Consider the following 21,978-nt stretch of genomic DNA (forward strand, 5'->3'; position numbering starts at 1 on the left):
ATGAGTCAGAAAGTGTCACGACGGTCGTCTCTGGACGAAATTGCCGCATGGATTATTTTGCGCTGCCTGTTTGTTCTCTTCGTGCTCGCGGGCCGCTCGCCTGCATCAATTGCTGCGATGTACTATGCTGCATTGCAGCAGCATCAGTTGCCTGCTCAGGCACCCATGCGAATGGTCCAGGTGGCGAGCGCTTTTGCTCTGACCGCGTATGCAATGATTGCCCACTTGGGAGGTCAAGGATGTTCGATGCTGAGATCGCGACCACTCTCCTTAACCGTTGGGAACGCATGCCGAGAACCGACGGCGTTTCAGCGCTTGAACTGCTGCGCGAAGGGAAACTGGCTTTCAGTCACCATCGCTACACCGCCGCACGCGTGAACGACACTTGCGACAGTGGTGCGTTCGACATCGAACTGCTGACGTTCGACGATGGCTCGACCGCCTTGCGCCTGTCGGCGGCCGCACAGCTCGCTGCGTGGTCACGCTGGGTCGCGATCGACCCGGTTACCGACGAAACTCAAGTCTCCCGATCCGAAATTGATCTGTAGAGTTGAATATCGGCAGTCGTGTTCACCGATGGCGCGTCGTACGGGCAAGTGCCATAAAAACGTCATGTGCGGGGGCTAGTTTCAACAAATCGTGCCACTTTCGCGAGATCGCTTATGAAATTCATTCTGACGATATTCGCGGGTATCGGATTGGCGCTCGCTGCGCAGACCGCAACGGCAGTCGACATCACCGGCGCAGGAAGCACCTTTGCCGCCCCGATCTATACGAAATGGGCCGATGCCTATCAGAAAAGCGGCGGCGGGCGCGTCAATTACCAAGGCATAGGCTCGTCCGGCGGCATCAAGCAGATTCTTGCCGGCACCGTGGACTTTGCCGGCTCCGATGCGCCGCTCAAGGACGATCAACTCGCGAAGGACGGACTGTTCCAGTTTCCGACCGTGGTGGGCGGTGTCGTGCCTGTCGTCAGTATCCCGGGCATCAAGCCCGGCGAACTGACCCTCTCCGGCCCGGTGCTCGCGAATATCTATCTCGGCAAGATCACGCAGTGGAATGATCCAGCAATTGCCGCGCTCAATCCGAACATCAAGCTGCCGGACCTTGCGATCGCCGTGGTCAGACGGGCGGATGGTTCAGGGACCAGCTTTATCTGGACGCACTATCTGTCTCAGGTGAGCGCCGACTGGAAGAGCAAGGTCGGCGAAGGCACAACCGTCAGTTGGCCTACCGGAACGGGCGGTAAGGGCAACGACGGGGTTGCGGCCTTTGTGCAACGATTGCCCGGCGCGATCGGATACGTCGAATGGGCGTATGTGAAGCAGAACAAGATGGCGTACACCGCACTCAAGAACGCCGCTGGAACGGTCGTGCAGCCGACGACAGAGTCATTTAAAGCGGCCGCCGCGAGCGCGGACTGGTCCAAAACGTTCTATCAGATTCTCACGAATGAACCCGGCAAGGATGCGTGGCCGGTTGTTGGCGCAACATTCGTGCTCATGCATACGACACAGGCCAACGCGGACAAAGGGCGCGAGACGCTCAAGTTTTTTGACTGGGCCTTTCGCAACGGCGGACCGGCTGCCGAGCAACTCGACTACATCACGTTACCTGACACAGTGACTTCAGAAATTCGCACGCAATGGAAGGCCAGGATCAAGGATGCGACAGGCAAGCCACTCGCGCCTTGACCCGCCGTGATCGCGCAGCGTCAAGCCTTTAACGCGTCGATCACCGCCCGCAATCCCGCAGGCTGATGTTTGCGACTGGGAAAATACAAAAAGAGCCCTTCTTCGACAGGACACCACTTGTCAAGACAACGTATGAGTCTGCCGTCCTGCAAGCAGGCTGCCGCGCGCTGCTCCCAGACGTACGCGAGGCCGAGTCCGCGTGTCGCGGCATCCACCATCAGCTCCTGACTGTCGACGGTGAGCGGGCCGTGCACCTCCACCTGCAGGGTTTCGCCATCTTTCAGGAACTCCCATTGAAGGATCGTGCCGCTCGGAAACGCGTAACGGATACAGACATGATTTTGCAGGTCGTGAGGCGTCACGGGAGCGGCTTTCTTTTCGAAGTACGCGGGCGAACCGACGACGGCAAAGCGCAGATTCGACCGGATGCGCACGGCAACCATATCCTGTGACAGTCGTTCGCCAAAGCGAATACCTGCGTCAAAACCCTCTTCCACGATATCGACGCGCCGGTCGGTCGCCACGATCTCCAGGCGGAGGCCGGGATTTGCTTTCAGTAAAGTTTCAATCGCGTCGCCGAGCACGTACAACCCGATGGAATTCGGCACGTTCAGACGGACCGTGCCGAACGGCGTATCGCGCCACGAATTCAGCTCATCGACAGCCGCACGGATGTCCGTTAGCGCTGGGCCCAATTTCGCGAAAAGCATTTGCCCTGCTTCAGTGAGGGAAACGTTGCGTGTGGTCCGATGAAAGAGGCGCACGCCGACGCGCCCTTCGAGTTCACGTATCGCGTGACTCATCGCGGAGGCGGATGTGCCGCGCTCAACGGCAGCCTTGCGGAAGCTGCGATGGGTCGCGACGGCCGCGAAAGCGGCCAGCTCCGACAGCTCACTGTTTTCGATCATTGATGAATCTGGCTCAGTACCGAGTTCATGATTAACCATCTTATCTGATCGGTCGATCGCGTCCAGAATGTTTGCCATCCAACGCCTGATTCGGGAACCACTGCCATGCGAGCACTTATCCTCGATACCTATGACAACGGCCGCTTTCGCGATGCGAATATCGAAGCGCGGTCCGCCGCAAACGGCGAACTGCAGATTCGCGTCCATGCAAGCGGCGTCAATCCAATTGACTACAAGATTCGCCAAGGCAAGGCACCGTTCGCTGCGCCGGCGCTGCCGGCTGTGCTGGGCACGGACGTCGCCGGCGTGGTCACCGAGGTGGGCGCCGGGGTGAAAGGGTTTGCGGTGGGCGACGAAGTCTACGGTCTTGCCGGCGGTGTGCGTGGATTGCCGGGCTCACTCGCGGAGTTCATGACGGTCGACGCCGCTTTCATCGCGAAGAAGCCCGCGAATCTGACGATGCGCGAGGCTGCGGCGCTGCCGCTTGTCGCGCTCACCGCATGGGAAGGTCTGGTCGATCGTGCGAATCTGAATCCGGGGCAGACGGTCCTGGTGCAGGGCGGCGCTGGCGGCGTGGGTCACGTTGTCGTGCAGATCGCGAAGGCGCTCGGAGCCGACGTCTACGCAACGGCCAGCACGAAAAAACTGGACCTGGTGCGCGCGCTTGGCGCAACGCCGATCGACTACACGAACACGACCATCGAGCAATATATCCAGAAGTACACCAACGGGAAGGGCTTCGACATTGTGTACGACACCGTTGGTGGCGACACGCTCGAAGCGTCGCTGGGCGCGACATGTGCGTATGGTCACGTCGTTAGTTGTGCCGCGTATGAAAACCACAATCTGGCGATCTCTTCATTCCGCTGCGCGGATATCAGTGGCGTGTTTGTCCTGTACCCGATGTTAAGCGGCGAGCGCCATGCGCATCATGGGGCGATTCTGCGTGAAATCGCGCAACTAGCCGAAGCCGGCAAAGTCCGCCCGGTCTTGGACTCGCGCCGTTTCACATTCGACACGGCGATGGACGCGCATCGCGCCGTCGAAACCGGCGCGAACATAAAGGTTGTGATCGACGTGGTAACGAACGCTTGAGTGCCGCCGACGATATTCCTGCTACGAAAGGAGAATTAGCATGCCGAAGGAATACATCAACCCGCCGGGCCTTTCGAAGAGCGGGTACTACACGCGCATTCTCAGCATCACCCGGCCCTCGAAGCTGATCTATATCGCGGGCCAGGTTCCGTCTGACGAGAACGGCAAGCCCGTACATGTCGGGGACATCCGGTCTCAATTCATCGCCGTGCTCGATGCGCTGACCGTCCAGTTGCAGGCTGCCGGAGCGACGTGGGATGACGTCGTGTTCCGGCGCGCGTACGCCGTCGACGTTCCCGCTTTCGTCGAGCACTGTGTTCGGGACGAAACCTTTCCGGCACCCTGGAGTCGCGAACATCCGTCGCCGAGCACCCTGATCGGCGTCACCGCGCTCGCCAACCCGAGCTTCCTGATTGAGCTTGAAATCGCGGCCGTGATAGGAGATTAAAGGCTGATTAGAGGGTGATTGAAGGCCCACAAGCGACGACCATCATCGGGCACGCCGGGTCAGCCGGTCGATTCCAGTTTCTCGAGCAGCACATCGCGCAGCAAGGCGACGGGCCGCACCAGACGTCCGGGTAGTGCGCCATGGACGAGCCAGATGTTCAGCACGTTTTTGAAGTCGGTCGCCTCGATGAGCTGCAATGACGCGCGATTCGGGCTGCGCTCCAGCACCTCCGGCGTCGTGAGCCCGACGCCGAGACCGCGCGCGACCAGCGAAAGCTGCAGGTCCGACCCGAACGCCTCGACCGCGACGTTCAGCGACAACCCGGCCGTCGACATCGCGCGACTCAGCGTCGAACGCATTCCACAGCCGTCCTGGTTCAATACCCATGGATAGCCGGAAAGTTCGGCGAGCGTCTTCGGCTGGTCAGTCAAACCGAACGAGCGCGGCGCGACGATGATCGTCGGCTTGCAGCCGAGCAGTGTCGTAATCAGCGTGTCGGGCAACGGAATGCTGGCCGGCATCAGCACAACGGCCATATCCAGCGCGGTGCGCTCGACGTTCTCGAGCAGGCCGGGTGACCAGCCCGCCGTTACGCGCAATGTCAGCTTCGGAAACGCGCTGCGCAAACGATCGATAGGGTGCTCCAGCGCCAGATCTGACAGGAATGGCGGCACGCCGATTTTCATCTCGCCGGTCGGCTCGCTGTCGGGCGAAGCGACTGCCATCAGATCTTCGACCGCGCGCAACACGTTGCGCGCGAGGCTGTAAACCTCGTTGCCCGCCGCTGTCGGCTTGAGCGGCTTGCTCTGGCGGTCCAGCAACTCGGTGCCGAGGATCGTTTCGAGGTTTTGCACGCGGCGCGTGAGCCCGGGCTGCGTGAGAAAGAGCCTTTCTGCCGCCCGGATCATCGATCCGCTTTCGACCACTGCTACAAAAGCCTGCAAGTCTCGCGTGTTCAAAACAACCTCGCATAAACATTATCACGATATTTCAATTGTGGCATAACGTCGGTGTCCCTACGATAGTCCGGCCAACTGTCAACCGGAGCAGGAACGATGAATCGAGCCGCCGATCCCCGCGCACAGGCCTTGCCGCTTCCGCCTTCCACGCTCACCCACGATGCGACACCCGGCACTGGCCTGACCGCTTCGCTCACGTTGTTTTTTGCTGCTGCGGTCGGTGTGATCGTCGTGAACCTGTCGGCGGCGCAGCCGTTGACGGGCCCGATCAGCCGTTCGCTGAAGCTGCCGCCCGAGCTTGCCGGGTTGATCGCGATGCTGCCGCAACTTGGCTACGCGGCAGGTCTTCTTCTGCTCGTGCCGCTGTGCGATCTGATCGAGAACCGCCGGCTGATCGTTCGGACGTTGATCTGTTGCGCGCTGTTTCTCGGTGTTTCGGCGCTCGCGCAGCAGGGGTGGCTTTTCCTCGCGTCGGTGTTGCTCGCGGGCGCGACGTCCAGTGTGATCCAGATGCTCGTTCCGATGGCGGCGTCGATGGCGCCGGAACACCGGCGCGGGCGCGCGGTCGGCAACGTGATGAGCGGTCTGATGCTCGGGATTCTGCTGTCTCGCCCGCTCGCAAGCCTCGTTGCCGGAACATTGGGCTGGCGGGCGCTTTATGGCATCGAGGCGGGCGCCGACGCATTGCTTGCGGTCGTTCTATCGATTCAATTGCCGGCACGCAGACCGCGTGGGACCGCGCGTTATCCGCAGTTGCTGCGTTCGTTGTGGACGCTATTACGCACGGAGCGCGTGCTGCAACGTCGCGCCGCGCTGGCGGCGCTTGCACTTGGCGCATTCAGCGCGTTCTGGACCACGATTGCATTGCGGCTGGCGCAACCGCCGTTTCTGCTCGGCATGCGCGGCATTGCCGCATTTGCGCTTGCGGGTGCGACGGGTGCAATCGTGACACCGCTAGCCGGCTACCTCGGCGATCGCGGCGCCGAGCGCGCGACACAGCTCAGTGCGCATCTGCTGATGATTGTGGCTGCGCTTGTACTCGGCGTGGCCGGCGCGGGCTGGGGCGGGTTCTCATGTGCGGCGCATCGCGTCCTCGCACTTGCGCTGCTGGTAGCGGGCGCGGCAGCGCTCGACGCGGGGGTTATCGTCGATCAGACGCTTGGGCGACGCGCGATCAATCTGATCAACCCGGAAACGCGCGGTCGACTGAATGCGCTATTCGTGGGGATTTTCTTTGTGGGTGGCGCGGTTGGCGCCGTGCTGTCGGGTGTAGCGTGGGCCGTATCCGGATGGAGCAGTGTGTGCCTGGTCGCGCTGGTGTTTGCAACCGCTGTGCTTCTGTTCGGATTCGTCGATCGCGCCGCATCGCGTGCGGCCTCATGATCAGGACAGAAAACGATTTCGAACGATAACTAGCTGAAAAAAAGCAAAACAAACGGAATGTATTGAAAAGAAGCGAAATCGTTTTCTATCCTGATAGTACGTTTGATTCTGAATGCGGTTGGGTGCGTCGTAAAATGGCGACCATCGTTTTCGACGCCTGATCCAGCGGAACAGAGAAAAGCCCGAATGAACATTCAGGAATTTGCAGCAACCCTCAAGCTTTCTGTCAGCACCGTGTCGAAAGCGCTCAATGGCCGGGAAGACGTTAGCCCCGCGACCCGCAAGCGCGTACTGGAAGCAGCGGAGCGCCTCGGCTTTTCTCCCGATCCGGCGGCTCGCCGCTTGCGCCGCCAATCGGCCGACACGATCGCGTTCGTCGTGTCGCCCCCGCAAACATCATTCGCTCACCCATTCTTTCTGGACATGCTGGTGGGCGTGAACGACGCGATGGATAACACCGACTTTCAGGTCATCATTGCATCCGCACGAACCGTGGAGGCGGAACTCGACGTATTCAAGCGCCTTATCGAACGTCAGCGCGTCGATGCGCTGCTGTTCGGGCGCACGCGCCGGCAGGACGAGCGCATTGCGTATCTGCTCGAGCGTGATATTCCGTTTGTTGCGTTCGGCAGAAGCGAGACGTCCAGTGAGTTTCCTTATGTCGATATCGACCATCGCGTCGTGGGGCGCTCTGGCTGCGGGCGATTTATCGCACTGGGCCACCGCCGGATCGCGCTCGTTCACGCGCCCGAGTACCTGATGTTCAGCTACCTCGAGCGGCGCGGTTATGAAGAAGCGTTGCGTGCCGCAGGGATCGCATTCGACCGCAATCTCTGTATCGAAACGGCGATATCCGAAGAAGGCGGAGCCGACGCGGCCCGCCGGCTGCTTGCCCTGCCGGACCCGCCGACGGCCATCGTATGCGGACACGATCTGCTCGCGATGGGCGTAATGCGCGGTATCACGGAAACCGGGCGAGTGCCCGGCCGTGATGTCGGTGTGATCGGAGGAGACAATCATCCGATCGGGCGCTACGTGCAGCCTGCGCTGACCACCTTTTCAGCGGAGACCTACCGCGCCGGCACGCGCATGGCGGGTATGCTGCTCGAGCGGCTCGCGGGCACGCCGCCGCAACAGCTGCAGGAGATCTGGGAACCGGAACTGATCGTCCGTGCTTCGGACGGCCCGCATCGGGCGTCGGGCCCGAGTGCCGCGCAGAGCAAACCGAAGGCGCCCAAGCGGTCGCGCGCCGTTCGAGCGTAAGCGATACGGAAGACCCGGTCCGGTCCGGCTTCTGAACAGCCGCAGGTTTATCGCTCGGACACGGTGACCCAGCCGCCCGATTGCGCTGAGCGAAACACGGCATCGATCATTCGCATATTGGTGCGCGTGTCTTCCAGCGGAATAGCCTGCTGGCCGCCGCTCAGGATCGCTGCTGCGAACACGGTGGCCGCGATACCGTATTGATCACACACCGGCACCTCGAGCCAGCGTTCCGTGTCGACTCCCGCGCGCGTGCGTTCGCTCACGAGTAACCGCGTCGGTCGATCATTCGGCGCATTGAACGGAATTTCGACTTCGATGCGCCCGTTGGTGCCGTGGAATTGCATCCGCTGATAAGCGTGAATCTGGGTCGAGTAGAAAAAGCTCGCCTGGATGCCGTCGAAATCCATCAATACCGAGCCAAGCCGGTCGACCCCGAACGCAGGGTCACGCTCCATGAGCGCGACGACGCGCCGCGGCTCACGTCGAGTGACAAAACGCGAAGTGGTGATCGGATAACAACCGATATCGAGCAGACCGCCGCCGCCTATGTCATTCTGATTGCGGATATTAAGCGGGTCGATGTTGTAATACGTGAACCCTCCGGATATAGCCCGTAATTCGCCAATCACGCCTTCTTCAATCAACGCGCGCACTTTCAACCATTGGGGATGCGTGCGGACCATGAAGGCTTCCTGTACATATCGGCCGGTCCTGTCACGCGCGGCCATCAGCCGTTCTGCCTGTTCCTCGTTCAGCCCGATCGGCTTCTCACACAGTACATGCTTGCCTGCTTCGACGCATTTGATCGTCCATTCCACGTGAAGGTGATTGGGCAATGGGATATAGATCGCGTCGACTTCCGGGTCGGCGAGGAGCGCTTCATAACTGTCGTATGCGACAGGCAAGCCATACTTAGCCGCGGCTTCCCGTGCCTTCTGCGGATCTCGGGATGCAATGCCTTTTACACGGCATTTCGGCGCGTTATTCATCGGCACGACCACCTTGTCATTGATCTTTGCCGACCCCAGCACACCCCAGACAATCACATCTTTCGCCATGGCCTACCCTCTGGAATTGAGTATGTGAGAAGAAGAGCAGCCGGGCGCCAAACAGGCTGCCCGTCTGATCCGAGTCGACCCAGTCTAGCGCACCTTTTAACCCAAGCCGTTTCGAATTTGACGACTTATTAGCGCGACACGCCGCGGATTTTGCACGTCCTAGATGCACGAAATGATGCAATGAACGTGGCGCCAGATGGTCTGCGGCGCAACGTTTATTCGAAGCGGGAGCATCCATGGTTCGGCCGGGCATCGCGGGTGCGGCGGTGCGCAAACCGCTTCGAATGTTCTCCATTGCACCTCACCTGTTTCAAGGTTCGCCGATTGTTGCGTCCGGAATGGCCCGTGCATGTCGATGCACGCATCGTTAAACCTTACTGCGCGATTGCAGACGACATCCATGAGCAAGGCTGGTCGGAGCAGCCTCATTTCCTGTCTTCGGCGTTGACGCACGCGCTTGAAGCGGAATGCAGGGCGCTGGCAGGCGCCGGTGCACTGAATCCGGCGCAGATCGGTCGCGGTGCTGAGCGCGTGTGCAAGCCCGATGTGCGCGGCGATTGCATCCATTGGATCAAAGCCGGGCAATCGGCGGCTTGCGACGCGTATCTCGCGGAGATCGACGCATTGCGGCTCGCACTGAACCGGGAGCTATGCGCCGGGCTCGATGAATTCGAAGGGCACTTCGCATGGTACGCACCGGGCACGTTCTACGTCCGGCATCGCGACCGGTTCCGCAACGACGACAGCCGCGTCATCACGGTGATCGCTTATCTGAACGATGCCTGGCAGACTGAGCAGGGCGGAGCGCTGCGACTGCATGCCGATGACGGCGGGGTGCGCGATATCGAGCCGGTGGGCGGGCGCGTGGTGGTGTTCCTGTCGGCGGATATCGAGCACGAAGTGTTGCCTGCCACGCGCGATCGGATGTCGCTGGCCGGATGGTTCCGGCGGCGGCGCGCGTGAACCCGGATGCGGACGATCACGCCGTGCTTGCCGGCGCCTGAATCATCTTCCAGCCATTGCCCGCGGGATCGCGGAAGCCGGCGTCGACGCTGCCAAAGCGGTCGACTGGCTCCTGCGTGAATTCGACGCCGTTGGCCTTCAATTGAGCGTAACTCGCGCGGCAGTCGGCGACAGAGAGGACGAGAGGCGGCATCGCGCCCTTGGCGACCATCGCGCGCAGGGTTTGCGCGGTGCTTTCGTCATGGATCGGCGGGCCCGGTGCGAACAGCCCGAGCTGGAACGTGGGCTGGTCGGGATGCTGGACCGTCAGCCAGCGGTACGAACCGTTGCGCACGTCCGTGTGAACGCGAAAGCCTAATTTGTCGACGTAAAACGCGAGCGCTTCGTCCTGATCGTCCACATACAAGCCCACCACACTGATACCCTGGTTCATGACACCTCCTCGGTTGATGGCGGGAATCTATCTTTGGCCACGCGGCGGCGCTTCTCCAAAACTGCGATCGTGAGGTCGGGGCGCTGTGCGGCTTTCAGCACGCACGCCGGTACGCGGTCGAGTTGACGCACGTCGGTCCGGGCGTCGATGCGCATCGCGCCGGGGCTTCGGCCGGTGATGTCGCGGAAGATTCGGCCGAAGGTGCCAAGACTCTCCCAGCCGGTGGCGAAGGCAATGTCCGTGACGCTGAGCTCGGTGTCACGCAGCAGCGTCGTGGCCTGCTCGATGCGCCGCGTCAGCAGGTAGCGGTGCGGCGGGACGCCGAAAGCTCGCTTGAAGGAGCGTGCGAAATGGGCTTCGGAAACGCTACTGACCTCGGCCAGGCGCTTGACGGGCCAGGACTCGTGCGACGCGGCGTCCATCCGATCTTTGGTGCGCAGCAGGCGGCGCAGCAGCGCGGGGTCCTGCAATATGTCGTCGCTGGTCGGTCGGAGAGACGAGGCGAACGGTTGCGCGTGACGGTTTTGGCGAGCGGGCATAAGTTCGGAGGCGATCGGCGATGTGCACGTAGTTTACGCTCACTATTCGCTATCACTTCGGTGCGCATTGGCGCTCGCGTGAGAATGCCCGCCCGTCAGGTCCGTCGAGACAGTTCGAATCACTGAGTCGCGAGCGATTTGTGCGCGATGTTTCCGCTCACATTGACGGCCCATTGCGAGCGGATTTTCGCCACGACCAGATCCGGAAGCGCGACGTAGTCCAGCGCATCGGCCGTCCCGCCACCATGGCTGAATGCCCACTCAAAAAACCTCAGCGTGGCTTCGTCCTGGACCGGCTTGTCCGGCACGGCACGAAGCAGTACGTAGGTCGCGCCCATCACCGGCCATGCATCCTTGCCGGGCTGATTGGTGAGCAGATGGCCGAGCGACGCGGACCAGTCGGCGCTCGCCGCCGCTGCCTTGAACGCGGCCACGCTGGGCTGGACGACATAGCCCGCCGCGTTGGTCATGGCCGTGTACGTCAAGCGGTTCTGTTTTGTGAAGTCCCACGCGACAAAGCCGATCGCGCCGGGCAGATACCCGACGTACGTCGCGACGCCCTCATTTCCCTTGCCGCCGATGCCGAGCGGCCAGTGCACGCTGGTCCCTTCGCCGACCCTGCGTTTCCATTCCGGACTGACCTGTGCAAGATAGTGCGTCCAGATGAGCGTCGTGCCCGAGCCGTCCTGGCGACGCACCACGGCGATCGGGTAGTTCGGCATCTTGATCTTTGGGTTCAGCCGCGCGATGGCGGGGTCATCCCAGAACAGGATCTTGCCGAGAAAGATGTCCGCGATGACCTGCCCCGTCAGCATGACCTCGCCGGACTTGATACCCGGAAGGTTCACGACCGGCACCACGCCGCCGATCGCGGTCGGAAATTGCCGCAGGCCGTTGCTAGTCAATTGATCGTCGGTGAGCGGCGCGTCCGATCCGGCGAAGTCGACCTGATGCGCGATGATCTGCTTGAGTCCGTCAGTCGATCCAGTGCCGCGGTATATCACTTTGCTTCCGCCAGACTTTTGATAGTCGGCCGCCCATCGCATGTAGAGAGGGGCGGCGAACGTGCTGCCCGCTCCGGTGATGTCGGCGGCGTAGGACGTGGCTGCGCAAAGAAAACCCGGCAGAGCAGCGAGGATGGTGCGCATTGCTCTCACGAATGTCTCCCGTCGTTGGATGGTCCGGGACATCGGCATACGGCCAATTACAGGACGGTGACAGACGGAATTCCAATTGAATCGTGCTATTGAACGCCGGGGAGGCGCTGCAATGCGGCCTTTCGCGCGAACGATGAGCGAGCCTTCGTTCCGTGCACGCAGGGTTGCCTGTGCTCCCGTGCCGCTTGACGAGCAAGCCTACGCACGTGCGCCCATCGTCGGCGAGGCTGCCGCTTCAGATCACCTGCACCTCGCTGACCATGCGCCAATCGCGTTCGAGCGTGCGCGTCGCGACACCCGTCACGTTCAGCGTCGCGTTCAGGTGGATGTCGCGGCTTGAACTTCCAATCATCAACTCGAACTCGCCCGGCTCGACGATGCGCTCGCCGCGGGCGTCCGTGAAGTTGAGCATGTCGACGGGCAGGCGCACGCGCAAGCGCACCTTCGCGTGCGGTTCGACACTCACGCGCGCGAAGGTCTTGAGCTCCTTCACGGGGCGCGACGTCGACGCGAGACGGTCGCGCAGATACACCTGCACGACTTCGTCGCCACGGCGCGGTCCGATGTTCTCGACGGTGAAGCTGAACTCGAAGACGCCATCCTCGATCGGCGCTTCTGGTGACGCGAGTGCCAGCTCGCCATACGCGAACCGCGTATACGTGAGCCCGAATCCGAACGGATAGCGCGAGCCGAAGTGCCAGGCGACCGGCGTGCCGGCGCTCTTCAGGCGGTGATTGTAGACGTAGGGTACCGCGCCCGCGCTGGTCGGCACCGACAACGGCAGACGCCCACTGAAGCCGGCACGCCCGGTCAGCAGTTCGGCCAGCGCTGCGCCGCCCTTTTCGCCAGGCGCGAAGGCCATCACCTGCGCGGCGACCTGTTCCTCCTGGCCTGCGAGGTTATATGGGCGGCCGCCCGTCATCACGACGACGGTCGGTGTGCCGGTGGCGATCACCGCGTACACGAGCGCCTGCTGCACGCCCGGCAACGCGAGACTGTCAGTGTCCGAGCCCTCGCCGACCGTTCCCGACTGGAACAGGCCGGCGAGGTCTCCGACGAAAACGATCGCCACGTCCGCGTCGCGCGCGGCCTGCGCCGCGGCCGCGATGCGGGACGTGTCCATGCTGACGAGTGCGTCGCGACTATTCAGATCGCGCGTGTCGAGCGCGACGTCGCCCGGGAACACCGGCGCTCCCGCGCGCCGTTCCTCGATGATGTCGCAGCCCTTCTCATAGACCACTTGCGCGTCGCCGAGCGCATCACGCAGTGCTTTCAGCGGCGTCGCCATCGACGAATCCGACTGCTCGCCGCTATTGATGAGGTGCACGGGGAAGCTATAGCCCGCGAGCAAAGCAAGCGGGTCATCCGCGGTGGGCCCGAGCACCGCGATCTTCTGCTTGCGGTCGACGGCAAGCGGAAGCACACCGTCATTGCGCAGCAGCACCGCCGACTGGAGCGCCACTTCGTGCGCCAGTTCGATGGCCGCTTCGCTGCGCAAATCGACGCGCTCCGGGTCGGCATAAGGATGCTCGAAGAGGCCAATGTCGAACTTCACACGCAACACGCGTGTCACCGCCGCATCGATCGTCGCCTCGCTGATCTCGCCTCGCGCCAGCGCGTCCTTGAGGTGCCGCGCGCATTCGTGGCCCGGCAGTTCGACGTCGAGCCCGGCATTGAACGACTGAGCCGCAGCCGCGGCGGCGTCGCGCGCGACGCCGTGATGCGTGTACAGCAGGTTCACCGCGGCGTAGTCGGCCACGACGAGTCCGTCAAAGCCCCATTTCTCGCGCAGCACGCGTTGCAGCAGGTCGCGATTCGAATGGCACGGCACGCCGTCGATGTCGTGATAGGCCGGCATGACCGAACCGGCATGCGCGAGTTTCACCGCCATCTCGAACGGCAGCATGTAGGTATCGTTGAGTTCGCGAGGTCCGACGTGGACCGGCGCGTGATTGCGCGCGCCTTCGCTCGCTGAATGCGCGACGAAGTGCTTCAGCGTGGCGAGCACGTCGCGGCGTTTGCCTTGCAAGCCTGTCACGAAGCTGCACGCCATTACGCCGACCAGATACGGGTCTTCGCCGAATGTTTCTTCGGTGCGGCCCCAGCGCGGATCGCGCGACACGTCGAGCACTGGCGCGAGACCCTGATGACAGCCGATCGAGCGAGCCTGCTCGCCGATCATTCGGCCCACGCGGGCGATCAGATCCGGGTTCCACGTTGCCGCGTAGTTGAGCGGCGAGGGAAAAAGTGTCGCGTCCTTGATCATCAGACCGACCAGACACTCCTCGTGCGCCATCACCGGGATGCCAAGACGCGTGCCCTCGACCATCTGCCGCTGCAACGCGTTGAGTGCCCACACACCTTCCTTCGGGTCTACCGAGTGAGTACCGAGCGGGCGCGTGACCTGGCCCAGGCCATGGCGCAGCAGCGTGTCCAGCGGCACATCGGTGTCACGCTGCGCGAAGTCCTCGGTACGCCATTGATGGCGGCCGTCGACGGCGAGCTTCAGCCAGACCGCGTGCAACTGGGCAATCTTCTCGTCGATCGTCATGCGCGCGAGCAGATCCGCCACGCGCGCGCCAGTTGGTGCGTCGGCCTTGCGGTAGAGCGGAACCTCGCGGGTGTCTTCAAGCGCCATCCATTTACTCCTGACCGTTTTGCTGGCTACTACGTGGCAATTGCGTGGCTATGACGTGGCGTCAGCCCTTGATCGAACCGGCCATCATCCCTTTGATTACGCGCTCCTGACCGAACGCATAGGCCGCGATCAGCGGCAGCGACGTGAGCGTGACCACCGCGAGCATCGCCGGCACATTCGACGAGTATTGCCCCTGGAAGTCCCACACCGCGAGCGGCAGCGTGCGGTGCTCAGGCGTCGAGGTCAGCATGTACGCGAAGATGAACTCGTTCCACAGCGCGATGCCGTTATAGATCGCGACGGTGGCGAGCCCCGGCGTCGAAAGCGGGAAAAAGATGCGCCAGAAAATGCGGAACGGACCGGCCCCATCCAGTTGCGCAGCCTCTTCGAGCTCGCGCGGAATCTGCCGCATGAACTCGGTGAGAATAAAGATCGAGACCGGCAGGCTCAGTGCGACATACGGGCCGAGCAGCGCAAACTGCGTGTCGTAAATGCCGAGGTTGCGCGTGAGCAGATAGATCGGCACGAGTGTCGCGTGCAGCGGGACGATCATGCCCGCGACGATGATCGCAAAGAGCGTCTTGTTCAACGAGAAACGCATGCGGGCGAACGCAAACGCGGCCATTGCGCTGACCACTACGATCAGCGCGACCGACACCCCGACGACGAATACGCTGTTGCGGAAATACGTGAAGTATGGCCCCTGGAGGACGGCCACATAGTTGCCGAAATAAATGTGCTCGGGCAGCGCCCATACCGACGATGAAAACGATTCGTCGAGCGTCTTCAGGCTGGTGACGACCACGAAGAGGAACGGCAGCGTCGTGACAGCGAGCCAGATCAGCGCGAGGAGTGGGGTGCCGATTCGAAGATTCAACTTCATCGCCTAGACCTCGGTCGCGTAACGTCGAGTGAAGCGCAGCGACACCGCCGCGACCGCGCAGACGATGATGAACATCGCTGAGCCGATGGTGCTCCCGTAGCCGAGTTGGAATGAACTGAACACCGAGCGGTACATATACGTGGCCATGAGCTCTGACGAGCCTTCGGGGCCGCCGCCCGTCATCACATAGATCAGGTCGAAGTAACGCAGTGAACCGAGCACGGCAAGCAGGACGGCCGTACGCACCGTGCCTTGCAAGTGCGGCAGCTTGATGCGCCAGAAGATGACCCATTCGGACGCGCCTTCGAGTCGCGCGGCCTCGTTGACCTCGACGGGCATTGAAGAAAGGCCCGCGAGAAACAGGATCATGTAGAACGGAACGTTCTGCCAGCAGATTACGGCGATCGTCGACGCTAGCGAAAGATGCGGATCGCCGAGCCAGTCCTGCGCGAGCGCGCCGAGGCCCGTGGCACGCAGCGCCGCGTTGAGCGGGCCAAAGTTCGGATCGTAGATATTCTTGAACAGCACGCCGATTGCGACGCTCGACATCAGAAGCGGCAGGAAGTAGAGCACCTTCAGCACGCGCGACCCGCGGCCGGCTTTTTCGAGCAGCACGGCGAGAGCCAGCGCGATCGGCAATTCGACAATGACCGACGTGACCGCAAGCATCACGTTGTTCAGCAGCGACTGCCAGAAGACACCGTCGTGCGCGAGATGCACCCAGTTCGACAGTCCGACGAAGCGGGCGTTGCTGCCGAGACCATTCCAGTCGAGCAGCGAAAGACGCATGCTCGAGACGAGCGGATAGAGCAGAAAGACGGCGAGCAGCAACCCGGCAGGTGCGAGGAACGCGGCCGCGACCAGCGTCTGCGACGGGGCGCGCAGTCGGCGTCGGCGTTCGGATGCGGCGGAGAGCGCGATATTCACGAGCGTGTTTGCCGGCTGGCGCCTGAATCGCACGGCGATAATGTGCGATCAGACACCAGCGGGACTGTGCTGTTAGAGAGTGCGATTAACCGCCTGCCTTCGCGGCGGCTTCCATTTTCTCGGCGGCAGCCTCAGGGGTCAGCGACAGGCCGAACAGCGCCTGCGTGGTGTCCTTGTGAAGCTCGCCGAGACGCGGCGGTAGAGCCTGGTCGTACCAGAGCTGCACATTCGGCGCATCCACGATCAGGCTCTGCAGACGCTTGAGGAATGGATCGTCGATCGCGACGTTTTTGACCGGCGGAACCTTGCGGTCACCGACGCGCGCGTGCATCGCAGTGTCGTCGGTCAGCGACTGGATCAGCTTGAACGCGGCTTCCGGGTACTTGCATTCGGTCGAGATACTCAGGAAGCCGTCGCCCACCGTGCCGATCACATCACGCGGATCGCCTTTGCCGCCGGGCACGCTCGGGAACGGGAAAAAATCGAGCTTCTTCGAGAACGCGGGGTTTTCGTTCTGGATCGTCGACGCTTCCCAGCCGCCCATCAGTTCCATCGCCGCGCGACCGGAGTACAGAAGGCGTCGCGACGCGCCGACGTCATAGTCCAGACCGTTGAAGCCTTGTGCGAACGCGCCGGCCTTCACCAGCTCCTGGATGTGCTTGCCCGCCTCGACGAATGCCGGATCGTCGAAGCCCTTGCCATTGCCTTCGAGCGCGGCACGCACAACGTCCGGGCCGCCGATGCGATCGACGAGATACATGTAGTACATCGAACCTGTCCACTTGTTCTTGTTCGCAAGGGCGAATGGCGCGATGCCGTGCGAGGTCAGCACCTGTACCACATGCATCAGCTCGGGCCAGGTCGCGGGTGGCTTGAGGCCGTACTGCTGGAAAATGTCCTTGTTATAGAAGATCACTGCGGCGGACGCGTTTTCGGCCGCAACGCCGTAGGTCTTGCCGTCGAACGTCACCGCCTTCCACGACGAAGGCAGGAAGCGGTCCCGATATGCCGGGTCCTTCTGCAAATAAGGCGTGAGATCGACAATCTGACCGGCCTTGACATATTCATTCAATGTCCCGCCGCCCCACGATTCGAACACGCACGGCGGCTGACCCGCGCCGAACGCGACTTTCAGCTTGGTCTTGTACGCATCGTTCAGGATGTGCGAATTCTCGACCTTGTAACCGGGGTTCTTCTGCTCGAAGCGATCGGATGCATCGCGCAGGATCTTGCTCGATAGCGCGTTGGTCTGCTGGTCCCACGCGGTGATCACCTTCGCGTCCTGCGCGTAGGCGGCGCCTGCTGTCGTGATGCCGATTGTCAGCAATGAATACAGTGCCGCACCCATCACCTTCGATACCGCCGAGTACGCCATCTCGAAGTCTCCGGTCGTTAGAGTTCTTGGTGAACTACGTTAGCCTTAACGTTAGCGATGGTAGTAACGCCACCGATTGGTCGCCAGATGAGGTTAACCCTCGGGCATGTGACGAGCGCAATACGCAATCGGCATATTGCGTTGCCGTACTTACCGGAAGCGGCTATCGATGTGGATTCGCGGCGCAGGGAAGTCCTGATTGCGACTTTTAATGATTCATCTAGAATCAACGTCGGTTAACGTTATCGCTAACGGCGCAGTTCGCCGTGCAGCCATTTACTTTCATAACAAGCTCGTTACCGCATGACCAAGGAAAATCCCACGCTGGCGGACGTGGCGCGACTAGCTGGCGTGTCGCAGATGACCGCGTCGCGCGCGCTCAACGGACGTCCCGGTGTCTCACGCGAGACGCGTGACGAAGTGCTGCGCATCGCTTCCGATATCGGCTACGTGGTCAACCGTACCGCGCAGAAGCTTTCAGGAGGGCGCAACGGCATCATCGGCATCATTACGCCGACGCTCGATACGCAGTTTTCGAGCGAGCTGATTCTCGGCGCCGGGCGCGCCGCGCGCGCCGCAGGCTGCGAAGTGCTGGTCTATACGATGTCGGACGACGATCGTCGCACGCATCATGACGTGCTGGGCCTCGTGCGGCAGTTTTCCGATGGCTTGCTGGCGATCCTGCCGCGCGAATCGCTGTGGCTCGACTTGCTGTCGAAAGCGAATCTGCCGGTCGTCGTGATCGACCAGCGCGGCACCATGAACCGCTTTCCGTCGGTGTCGGTCGACAACTACGGTGGCGCGCAACTCGCGGTCGAGCATCTGATCGAACTGGGACACACGCGAATCGCCTTTCTTGGCGGTGGTGAATCAATCGAAGGCGTGCGCGATCGCCAGCGCGGCTATCTCGACACGTTAGCGCGGCATCGTTTACCGAATGCGCCCGAATGGGTCGTGCCGGGGGATCTATCGCAAATGACCGCTTTCGAGGTTGCGTCGGGTCTGCTCGATCTCCCCGATCCACCGACCGCCATTTTCACGGCCAACGATCAAAGCGCATTTGGCGCGATCGCGGCCGCGCGCGAAGCCGGCCTGCGCGTTCCGGACGACATTTCCGTGATCGGCTTCGACGATATTCCGATGGCGGAGCAGTTTCACCCGGCGTTGACGACCGTGCGTCAGCCTTTCCAGCAGATGGCCCGTTCGGCGGTGAATACGCTGCTCGCACAGGTTGCAGGACACGATGCAGCGCCGCAACGCGTCACCTTCGCGGCCGAACTCATGGTGCGCGATTCCACAGGTCCGGCGCCGCTCGCGCCGCGGCGTTCGGCTACGTCGCGCAAAGCGCGGAAGCTTTGACCCGGTGTTCGAGTGCATCCGGTTCGATGCGCGGCACTACGTCACCCCAGGCATCCGCTAACGACCGGGTGGTGGAACGTCATCCCTCGTCAACAGCAATGCGACCGGCCGCGTGGAATCGAACGCCGACAGAAGAATGGTCAATGCCACGGTTCCCGGTACCGCAAGGAAGGCGCCGGCGATGCCCCAAATGGCGGTCCATGCCGCGAGGCTCATCAGGATCACCGCTGGACTCAGGTTCAGCGATCCCGACATCAGCCACGGGTCGACCACATTGCCTATTACGAAGTTGATGATCGAAAGCGCGATGAGCAGCGTGATCGGTTCGCTCCATTGGCCGAATTGAAGCGCTGCCAGCAACGTTGGCAACACAACCGATAAGAGCGAGCCCGCATACGGCACGAAGTTGAGCAGCGCGATGAGTACGGCAAGCAGCGCGGCAAATTCCAGGTGCACCAGACGCATGGTGATATAGCTCAGAATGCCCAATATCACGCCAAGCAATGCTTTCAACGCGAGATAAGTACCGATTTTCTCGTTGACCGCGTCAATCACGGGCTCGAGGTTGGCCTTGCCGCGCATCGCGGCCAACAACTTGCGTCTGAACTTATGATGCTCGAACATGAAGAACGCCGCGTACAGCATGACGACGAAAGCCGTCGCCATCATCGACGAAACGGAGCCGAGCAGCGACGTGAGAATGGCCTGTACGTTGACGGCTCCCAGCAGATCGCGACGGAACGCCGTCCATGTCGCCTCCGTTTCGATATGAAGCAATGCAGCGAACTTCGTCAGCAGGGCGAGCAGCGTTGATTCATACTTCGGCGCGACGGCCACCATCCGGTCCGTATCGGCGAGCAGCAGTTCGGCGGCGAGATAGGCTGCGATCAGGAGGATCACAGCCGCGCTCCAGTAACGCGTTCCCGGCCGAAGTCGCTGGCCGATATGAGGCACGCGCCTGAGGATTTCGGCGAGGCCGTAGATCACGTAGCAGGTGATGATCGCGAATGCGATCGGCACCAGTACCGAACGTCCGATATAAAGCACCCAACCCGTGATGACGGTGATGACGAGCAAACAGGTGCACGCGACAAGGTCCGGTTTCATGGAGTCTCCGGGATCGAAGCAAGGATAGGGGACCTTCAATCGATGACCGATAAAACGTGTCTCTCTTAACGATCTGTTTCTGATGCACGACTGTCGACCTGCAGCTTCCTTCGAATCCGACCGGTATAAAGACTCCCGCTTTGAAAGCTCGATGTTCGCGAGCCTGGAATAATAAGAAGACCGGAATTACTTACTGAATACCAAATCGGCGCAAGCGTCAAGCTTGCAACGCGCCGGGCTTGCTTCGCGGCAAGCGAATAGCGTTTCCCGATCAGGCTAGCTCGGTTGTCGCAAACTCGCGACACGTCGCCCGACCCTTTCATGTTCAAAGCGCTTTCTGGTTCATGGACCACCTGCGCAGCCGCAGCAAACAGCCAACAAGCCCGTGTGACTGGCGGTCTGTTTCAATACCGTGACACAGTACCTCCCAAACTGGAACTGAGCATTTCATCTCTCGCGATCGTCGCGATGCCGGACCATTGCTCGCGTCGTTTCAAGACGATTGCCGATCATTCAACCGGGGGAAATACCAGTGAAACGAGATGTGATGTTACTGAAGATCCGATTCATCGCCGCGGGGGCCGCGATGCTCACGGCCGGGGCCGCGCACGCGCAAAGCAGCGTCACGCTTTTTGGACTTATCGATACAGGTATCGTCTACCAGAACAATGCGCGTGTGACCCCTTCGAGCGGCACATCGCCGGGAGCGAGTTCGTTTTCGATGCAAAGCGGAAATGTGTTTACGTCACGATGGGGTTTGCGAGGCAGTGAGGATCTCGGCGGCGGTCTTAGCGCGATCTTCTGGCTCGAGAATGGCTTCAACGTAGACAACGGCACGTTTAAGAACGGTGGGGACCTGTTCGGCCGACAGGCTTGGGTCGGTCTTCACTCCAATCAGTACGGTACGGTGACACTCGGCCGTCAATACGATTTCATGGTGGACTTCGTCGCACCGTTGAGCGCAACGGGTTCCGGTTTCGGCGGCAACCTGGCGATGCACGTGTACGACAACGACAACCTGAACAACGATCTGCGCCTGAACAATTCCGTCAAGTTCAGCAGCGCATCGTATGGCGGCTTCAAGGCCGGTGCAATGTATGCGTTCTCCGGCGAGGCGGGCAATTTCTCCAACAACGGTGCGTACAGCCTCGGCGCAAGCTATTCCTACGGCCCGTTCAATTTCGGCGCTGCCTATCTTCAGATTAACCGCACTGCGGACCCTGAGCAGGCCAATGCGACGGGCGCAGTCAGCACGGGCGATGGCGATGCGTTGACCACAGGCGGCAGCCAGCAAATCTACGGTGCGGGTGCGCAATACAAGTTCGGCAAGGCGTCGGTTGGCGCTGTGTGGACTCATTCGGTCACCGACAACATAACAGGGCTGTTGCAGGGTGGCAGCACATCCACCGGCGCGCTTGCCGGCACGTCGATGAAGTTCGACAACTTTGAAATCAACGGCCGATATTTTGTCAAGCCGGACTTTAGCCTTGGGGCGTCGTACACCTACACGACCGGCGAATTCAGCGGCGCGTCGAAGGGGTTCACTTCTGCGTCGCCGCATTGGAATCAGGTGATGGCTCAGGCTGACTATCTGCTTTCACAGCGCACCGATATCTACGTGGAGGGTGTTTACCAAAGAGTTAGCGGCGGAAACGGCAATGCGGCATTTGACGCGAGTGTCTACACGCTCGATCCATCGGCAGGTAACGAGCAGGTCGTCGTTGCCGTCGGCATGAAGCACCGGTTCTGATCAGGTGTAAGCCACCGTGCGGTCGAACCTCGGCCG

20 protein-coding genes are annotated in these 21,978 nt (G+C 61.4%); 9 read left to right on the forward strand and 11 right to left on the reverse strand.

Annotation, left to right across the window (positions count from 1 at the left end; genetic code table 11):
* The first annotated feature begins 47 nt into the window (after positions 1 to 47).
* Entirely contained in the window at positions 48 to 548 is a 501-nt protein-coding gene (locus HV796_RS14040; RefSeq protein ID WP_175227105.1) for a hypothetical protein, read from the forward strand.
* Positions 549 to 662: 114 nt separating this feature from the next.
* Positions 663 to 1,694 (forward strand): phosphate ABC transporter substrate-binding protein PstS, encoded by a 1,032-nt coding sequence (pstS, locus tag HV796_RS14045; protein ID WP_175227106.1) that lies wholly within the window; start codon positions 663 to 665, stop codon positions 1,692 to 1,694.
* Between the two features lie 20 nt (positions 1,695 to 1,714).
* On the opposite strand, the gene HV796_RS14050 is transcribed toward pstS (HV796_RS14045), so the two are convergent.
* On the reverse strand, positions 1,715 to 2,602 hold the full coding sequence (locus HV796_RS14050; RefSeq protein ID WP_246355853.1) for a LysR family transcriptional regulator: 888 nt from the start codon (positions 2,600 to 2,602) through the stop codon (positions 1,715 to 1,717).
* 105 nt (positions 2,603 to 2,707) lie between these two features.
* On the opposite strand from HV796_RS14050, the gene HV796_RS14055 reads away from it, so the two are divergent.
* Together HV796_RS14055 and HV796_RS14060 are read left to right on the forward strand one after the other, a co-directional pair.
* The gene (locus HV796_RS14055) at positions 2,708 to 3,697 is read left to right on the forward strand and encodes a zinc-dependent alcohol dehydrogenase family protein (RefSeq protein WP_175227107.1); all 990 of its coding nucleotides are present in this window, start codon (positions 2,708 to 2,710) and stop codon (positions 3,695 to 3,697) included.
* A 40-nt stretch (positions 3,698 to 3,737) separates the two neighbouring features.
* Positions 3,738 to 4,145, forward strand: a complete 408-nt coding sequence (locus HV796_RS14060) for a Rid family hydrolase (protein WP_175227108.1) — start codon at positions 3,738 to 3,740, stop codon at positions 4,143 to 4,145.
* A gap of 59 nt (positions 4,146 to 4,204) precedes the next feature.
* Here the strand turns inward: HV796_RS14060 and HV796_RS14065 are convergent, their stop codons facing one another.
* Complete coding sequence (locus HV796_RS14065; RefSeq protein ID WP_175227109.1) at positions 4,205 to 5,104, reverse strand: LysR family transcriptional regulator; 900 nt, start codon at positions 5,102 to 5,104, stop codon at positions 4,205 to 4,207.
* Between the two features lie 96 nt (positions 5,105 to 5,200).
* On the opposite strand from HV796_RS14065, the gene HV796_RS14070 reads away from it, so the two are divergent.
* Both HV796_RS14070 and HV796_RS14075 read left to right on the forward strand, forming a co-directional pair.
* Positions 5,201 to 6,487, forward strand: a complete 1,287-nt coding sequence (locus HV796_RS14070; RefSeq protein WP_175227110.1) for an MFS transporter — start codon at positions 5,201 to 5,203, stop codon at positions 6,485 to 6,487.
* A gap of 186 nt (positions 6,488 to 6,673) precedes the next feature.
* Positions 6,674 to 7,750, forward strand: coding sequence for a LacI family DNA-binding transcriptional regulator (locus tag HV796_RS14075; protein ID WP_175227111.1), 1,077 nt, complete (start codon positions 6,674 to 6,676; stop codon positions 7,748 to 7,750).
* Between the two features lie 47 nt (positions 7,751 to 7,797).
* On the opposite strand, the gene HV796_RS14080 is transcribed toward HV796_RS14075, so the two are convergent.
* The gene (locus tag HV796_RS14080; RefSeq protein WP_175227112.1) at positions 7,798 to 8,811 is read right to left on the reverse strand and encodes a Gfo/Idh/MocA family protein; all 1,014 of its coding nucleotides are present in this window, start codon (positions 8,809 to 8,811) and stop codon (positions 7,798 to 7,800) included.
* A 345-nt stretch (positions 8,812 to 9,156) separates the two neighbouring features.
* Here HV796_RS14080 and HV796_RS14085 point away from each other — a divergent pair, with 345 nt between their 5' ends.
* A complete protein-coding gene (locus HV796_RS14085; RefSeq protein WP_246355854.1) occupies positions 9,157 to 9,774 on the forward strand; it encodes a 2OG-Fe(II) oxygenase in 618 nt (205 codons plus the stop codon).
* A gap of 16 nt (positions 9,775 to 9,790) precedes the next feature.
* On the opposite strand, the gene HV796_RS14090 is transcribed toward HV796_RS14085, so the two are convergent.
* From HV796_RS14090 to HV796_RS14120, 7 genes are all read right to left on the reverse strand, one after another.
* Positions 9,791 to 10,207, reverse strand: coding sequence for a VOC family protein (locus HV796_RS14090; protein ID WP_175227114.1), 417 nt, complete (start codon positions 10,205 to 10,207; stop codon positions 9,791 to 9,793).
* Complete coding sequence (locus HV796_RS14095) at positions 10,204 to 10,746, reverse strand: helix-turn-helix domain-containing protein (RefSeq protein WP_175227115.1); 543 nt, start codon at positions 10,744 to 10,746, stop codon at positions 10,204 to 10,206. The genes HV796_RS14090 and HV796_RS14095 overlap by 4 nt, the downstream gene beginning before the upstream one ends.
* Positions 10,747 to 10,865: 119 nt before the next feature.
* Positions 10,866 to 11,903 (reverse strand): phosphate ABC transporter substrate-binding protein PstS, encoded by a 1,038-nt coding sequence (gene pstS, locus HV796_RS14100; protein ID WP_175227116.1) that lies wholly within the window; start codon positions 11,901 to 11,903, stop codon positions 10,866 to 10,868.
* 235 nt (positions 11,904 to 12,138) lie between these two features.
* Entirely contained in the window at positions 12,139 to 14,541 is a 2,403-nt protein-coding gene (locus tag HV796_RS14105) for a glycoside hydrolase family 3 N-terminal domain-containing protein (protein ID WP_175227117.1), read from the reverse strand.
* A 61-nt stretch (positions 14,542 to 14,602) separates the two neighbouring features.
* Positions 14,603 to 15,424, reverse strand: a complete 822-nt coding sequence (locus HV796_RS14110) for a carbohydrate ABC transporter permease (protein ID WP_175227118.1) — start codon at positions 15,422 to 15,424, stop codon at positions 14,603 to 14,605.
* Positions 15,425 to 15,427: 3 nt separating this feature from the next.
* Positions 15,428 to 16,351: a carbohydrate ABC transporter permease gene (locus HV796_RS14115; RefSeq protein WP_246355855.1), complete on the reverse strand. Its 924-nt coding sequence runs from the start codon at positions 16,349 to 16,351 to the stop codon at positions 15,428 to 15,430.
* A gap of 85 nt (positions 16,352 to 16,436) precedes the next feature.
* Positions 16,437 to 17,726 carry an extracellular solute-binding protein gene (locus HV796_RS14120; protein WP_175227119.1) on the reverse strand — a complete coding sequence of 430 codons (1,290 nt, stop codon included), beginning with the start codon at positions 17,724 to 17,726 and terminating at the stop codon, positions 16,437 to 16,439.
* A 303-nt stretch (positions 17,727 to 18,029) separates the two neighbouring features.
* On the opposite strand from HV796_RS14120, the gene HV796_RS14125 reads away from it, so the two are divergent.
* Positions 18,030 to 19,085, forward strand: a complete 1,056-nt coding sequence (locus HV796_RS14125; protein ID WP_175227120.1) for a LacI family DNA-binding transcriptional regulator — start codon at positions 18,030 to 18,032, stop codon at positions 19,083 to 19,085.
* A gap of 57 nt (positions 19,086 to 19,142) precedes the next feature.
* On the opposite strand, the gene HV796_RS14130 is transcribed toward HV796_RS14125, so the two are convergent.
* Positions 19,143 to 20,192 (reverse strand): AI-2E family transporter, encoded by a 1,050-nt coding sequence (locus HV796_RS14130; protein ID WP_175227121.1) that lies wholly within the window; start codon positions 20,190 to 20,192, stop codon positions 19,143 to 19,145.
* 547 nt (positions 20,193 to 20,739) lie between these two features.
* On the opposite strand from HV796_RS14130, the gene HV796_RS14135 reads away from it, so the two are divergent.
* On the forward strand, positions 20,740 to 21,942 hold the full coding sequence (locus HV796_RS14135; RefSeq protein WP_175227122.1) for a porin: 1,203 nt from the start codon (positions 20,740 to 20,742) through the stop codon (positions 21,940 to 21,942).
* The last annotated feature ends 36 nt before the right edge of the window (positions 21,943 to 21,978 follow it).

The organism is Paraburkholderia humisilvae, assembly GCF_902859855.1.
Lineage (GTDB): Bacteria > Pseudomonadota > Gammaproteobacteria > Burkholderiales > Burkholderiaceae > Paraburkholderia > Paraburkholderia humisilvae.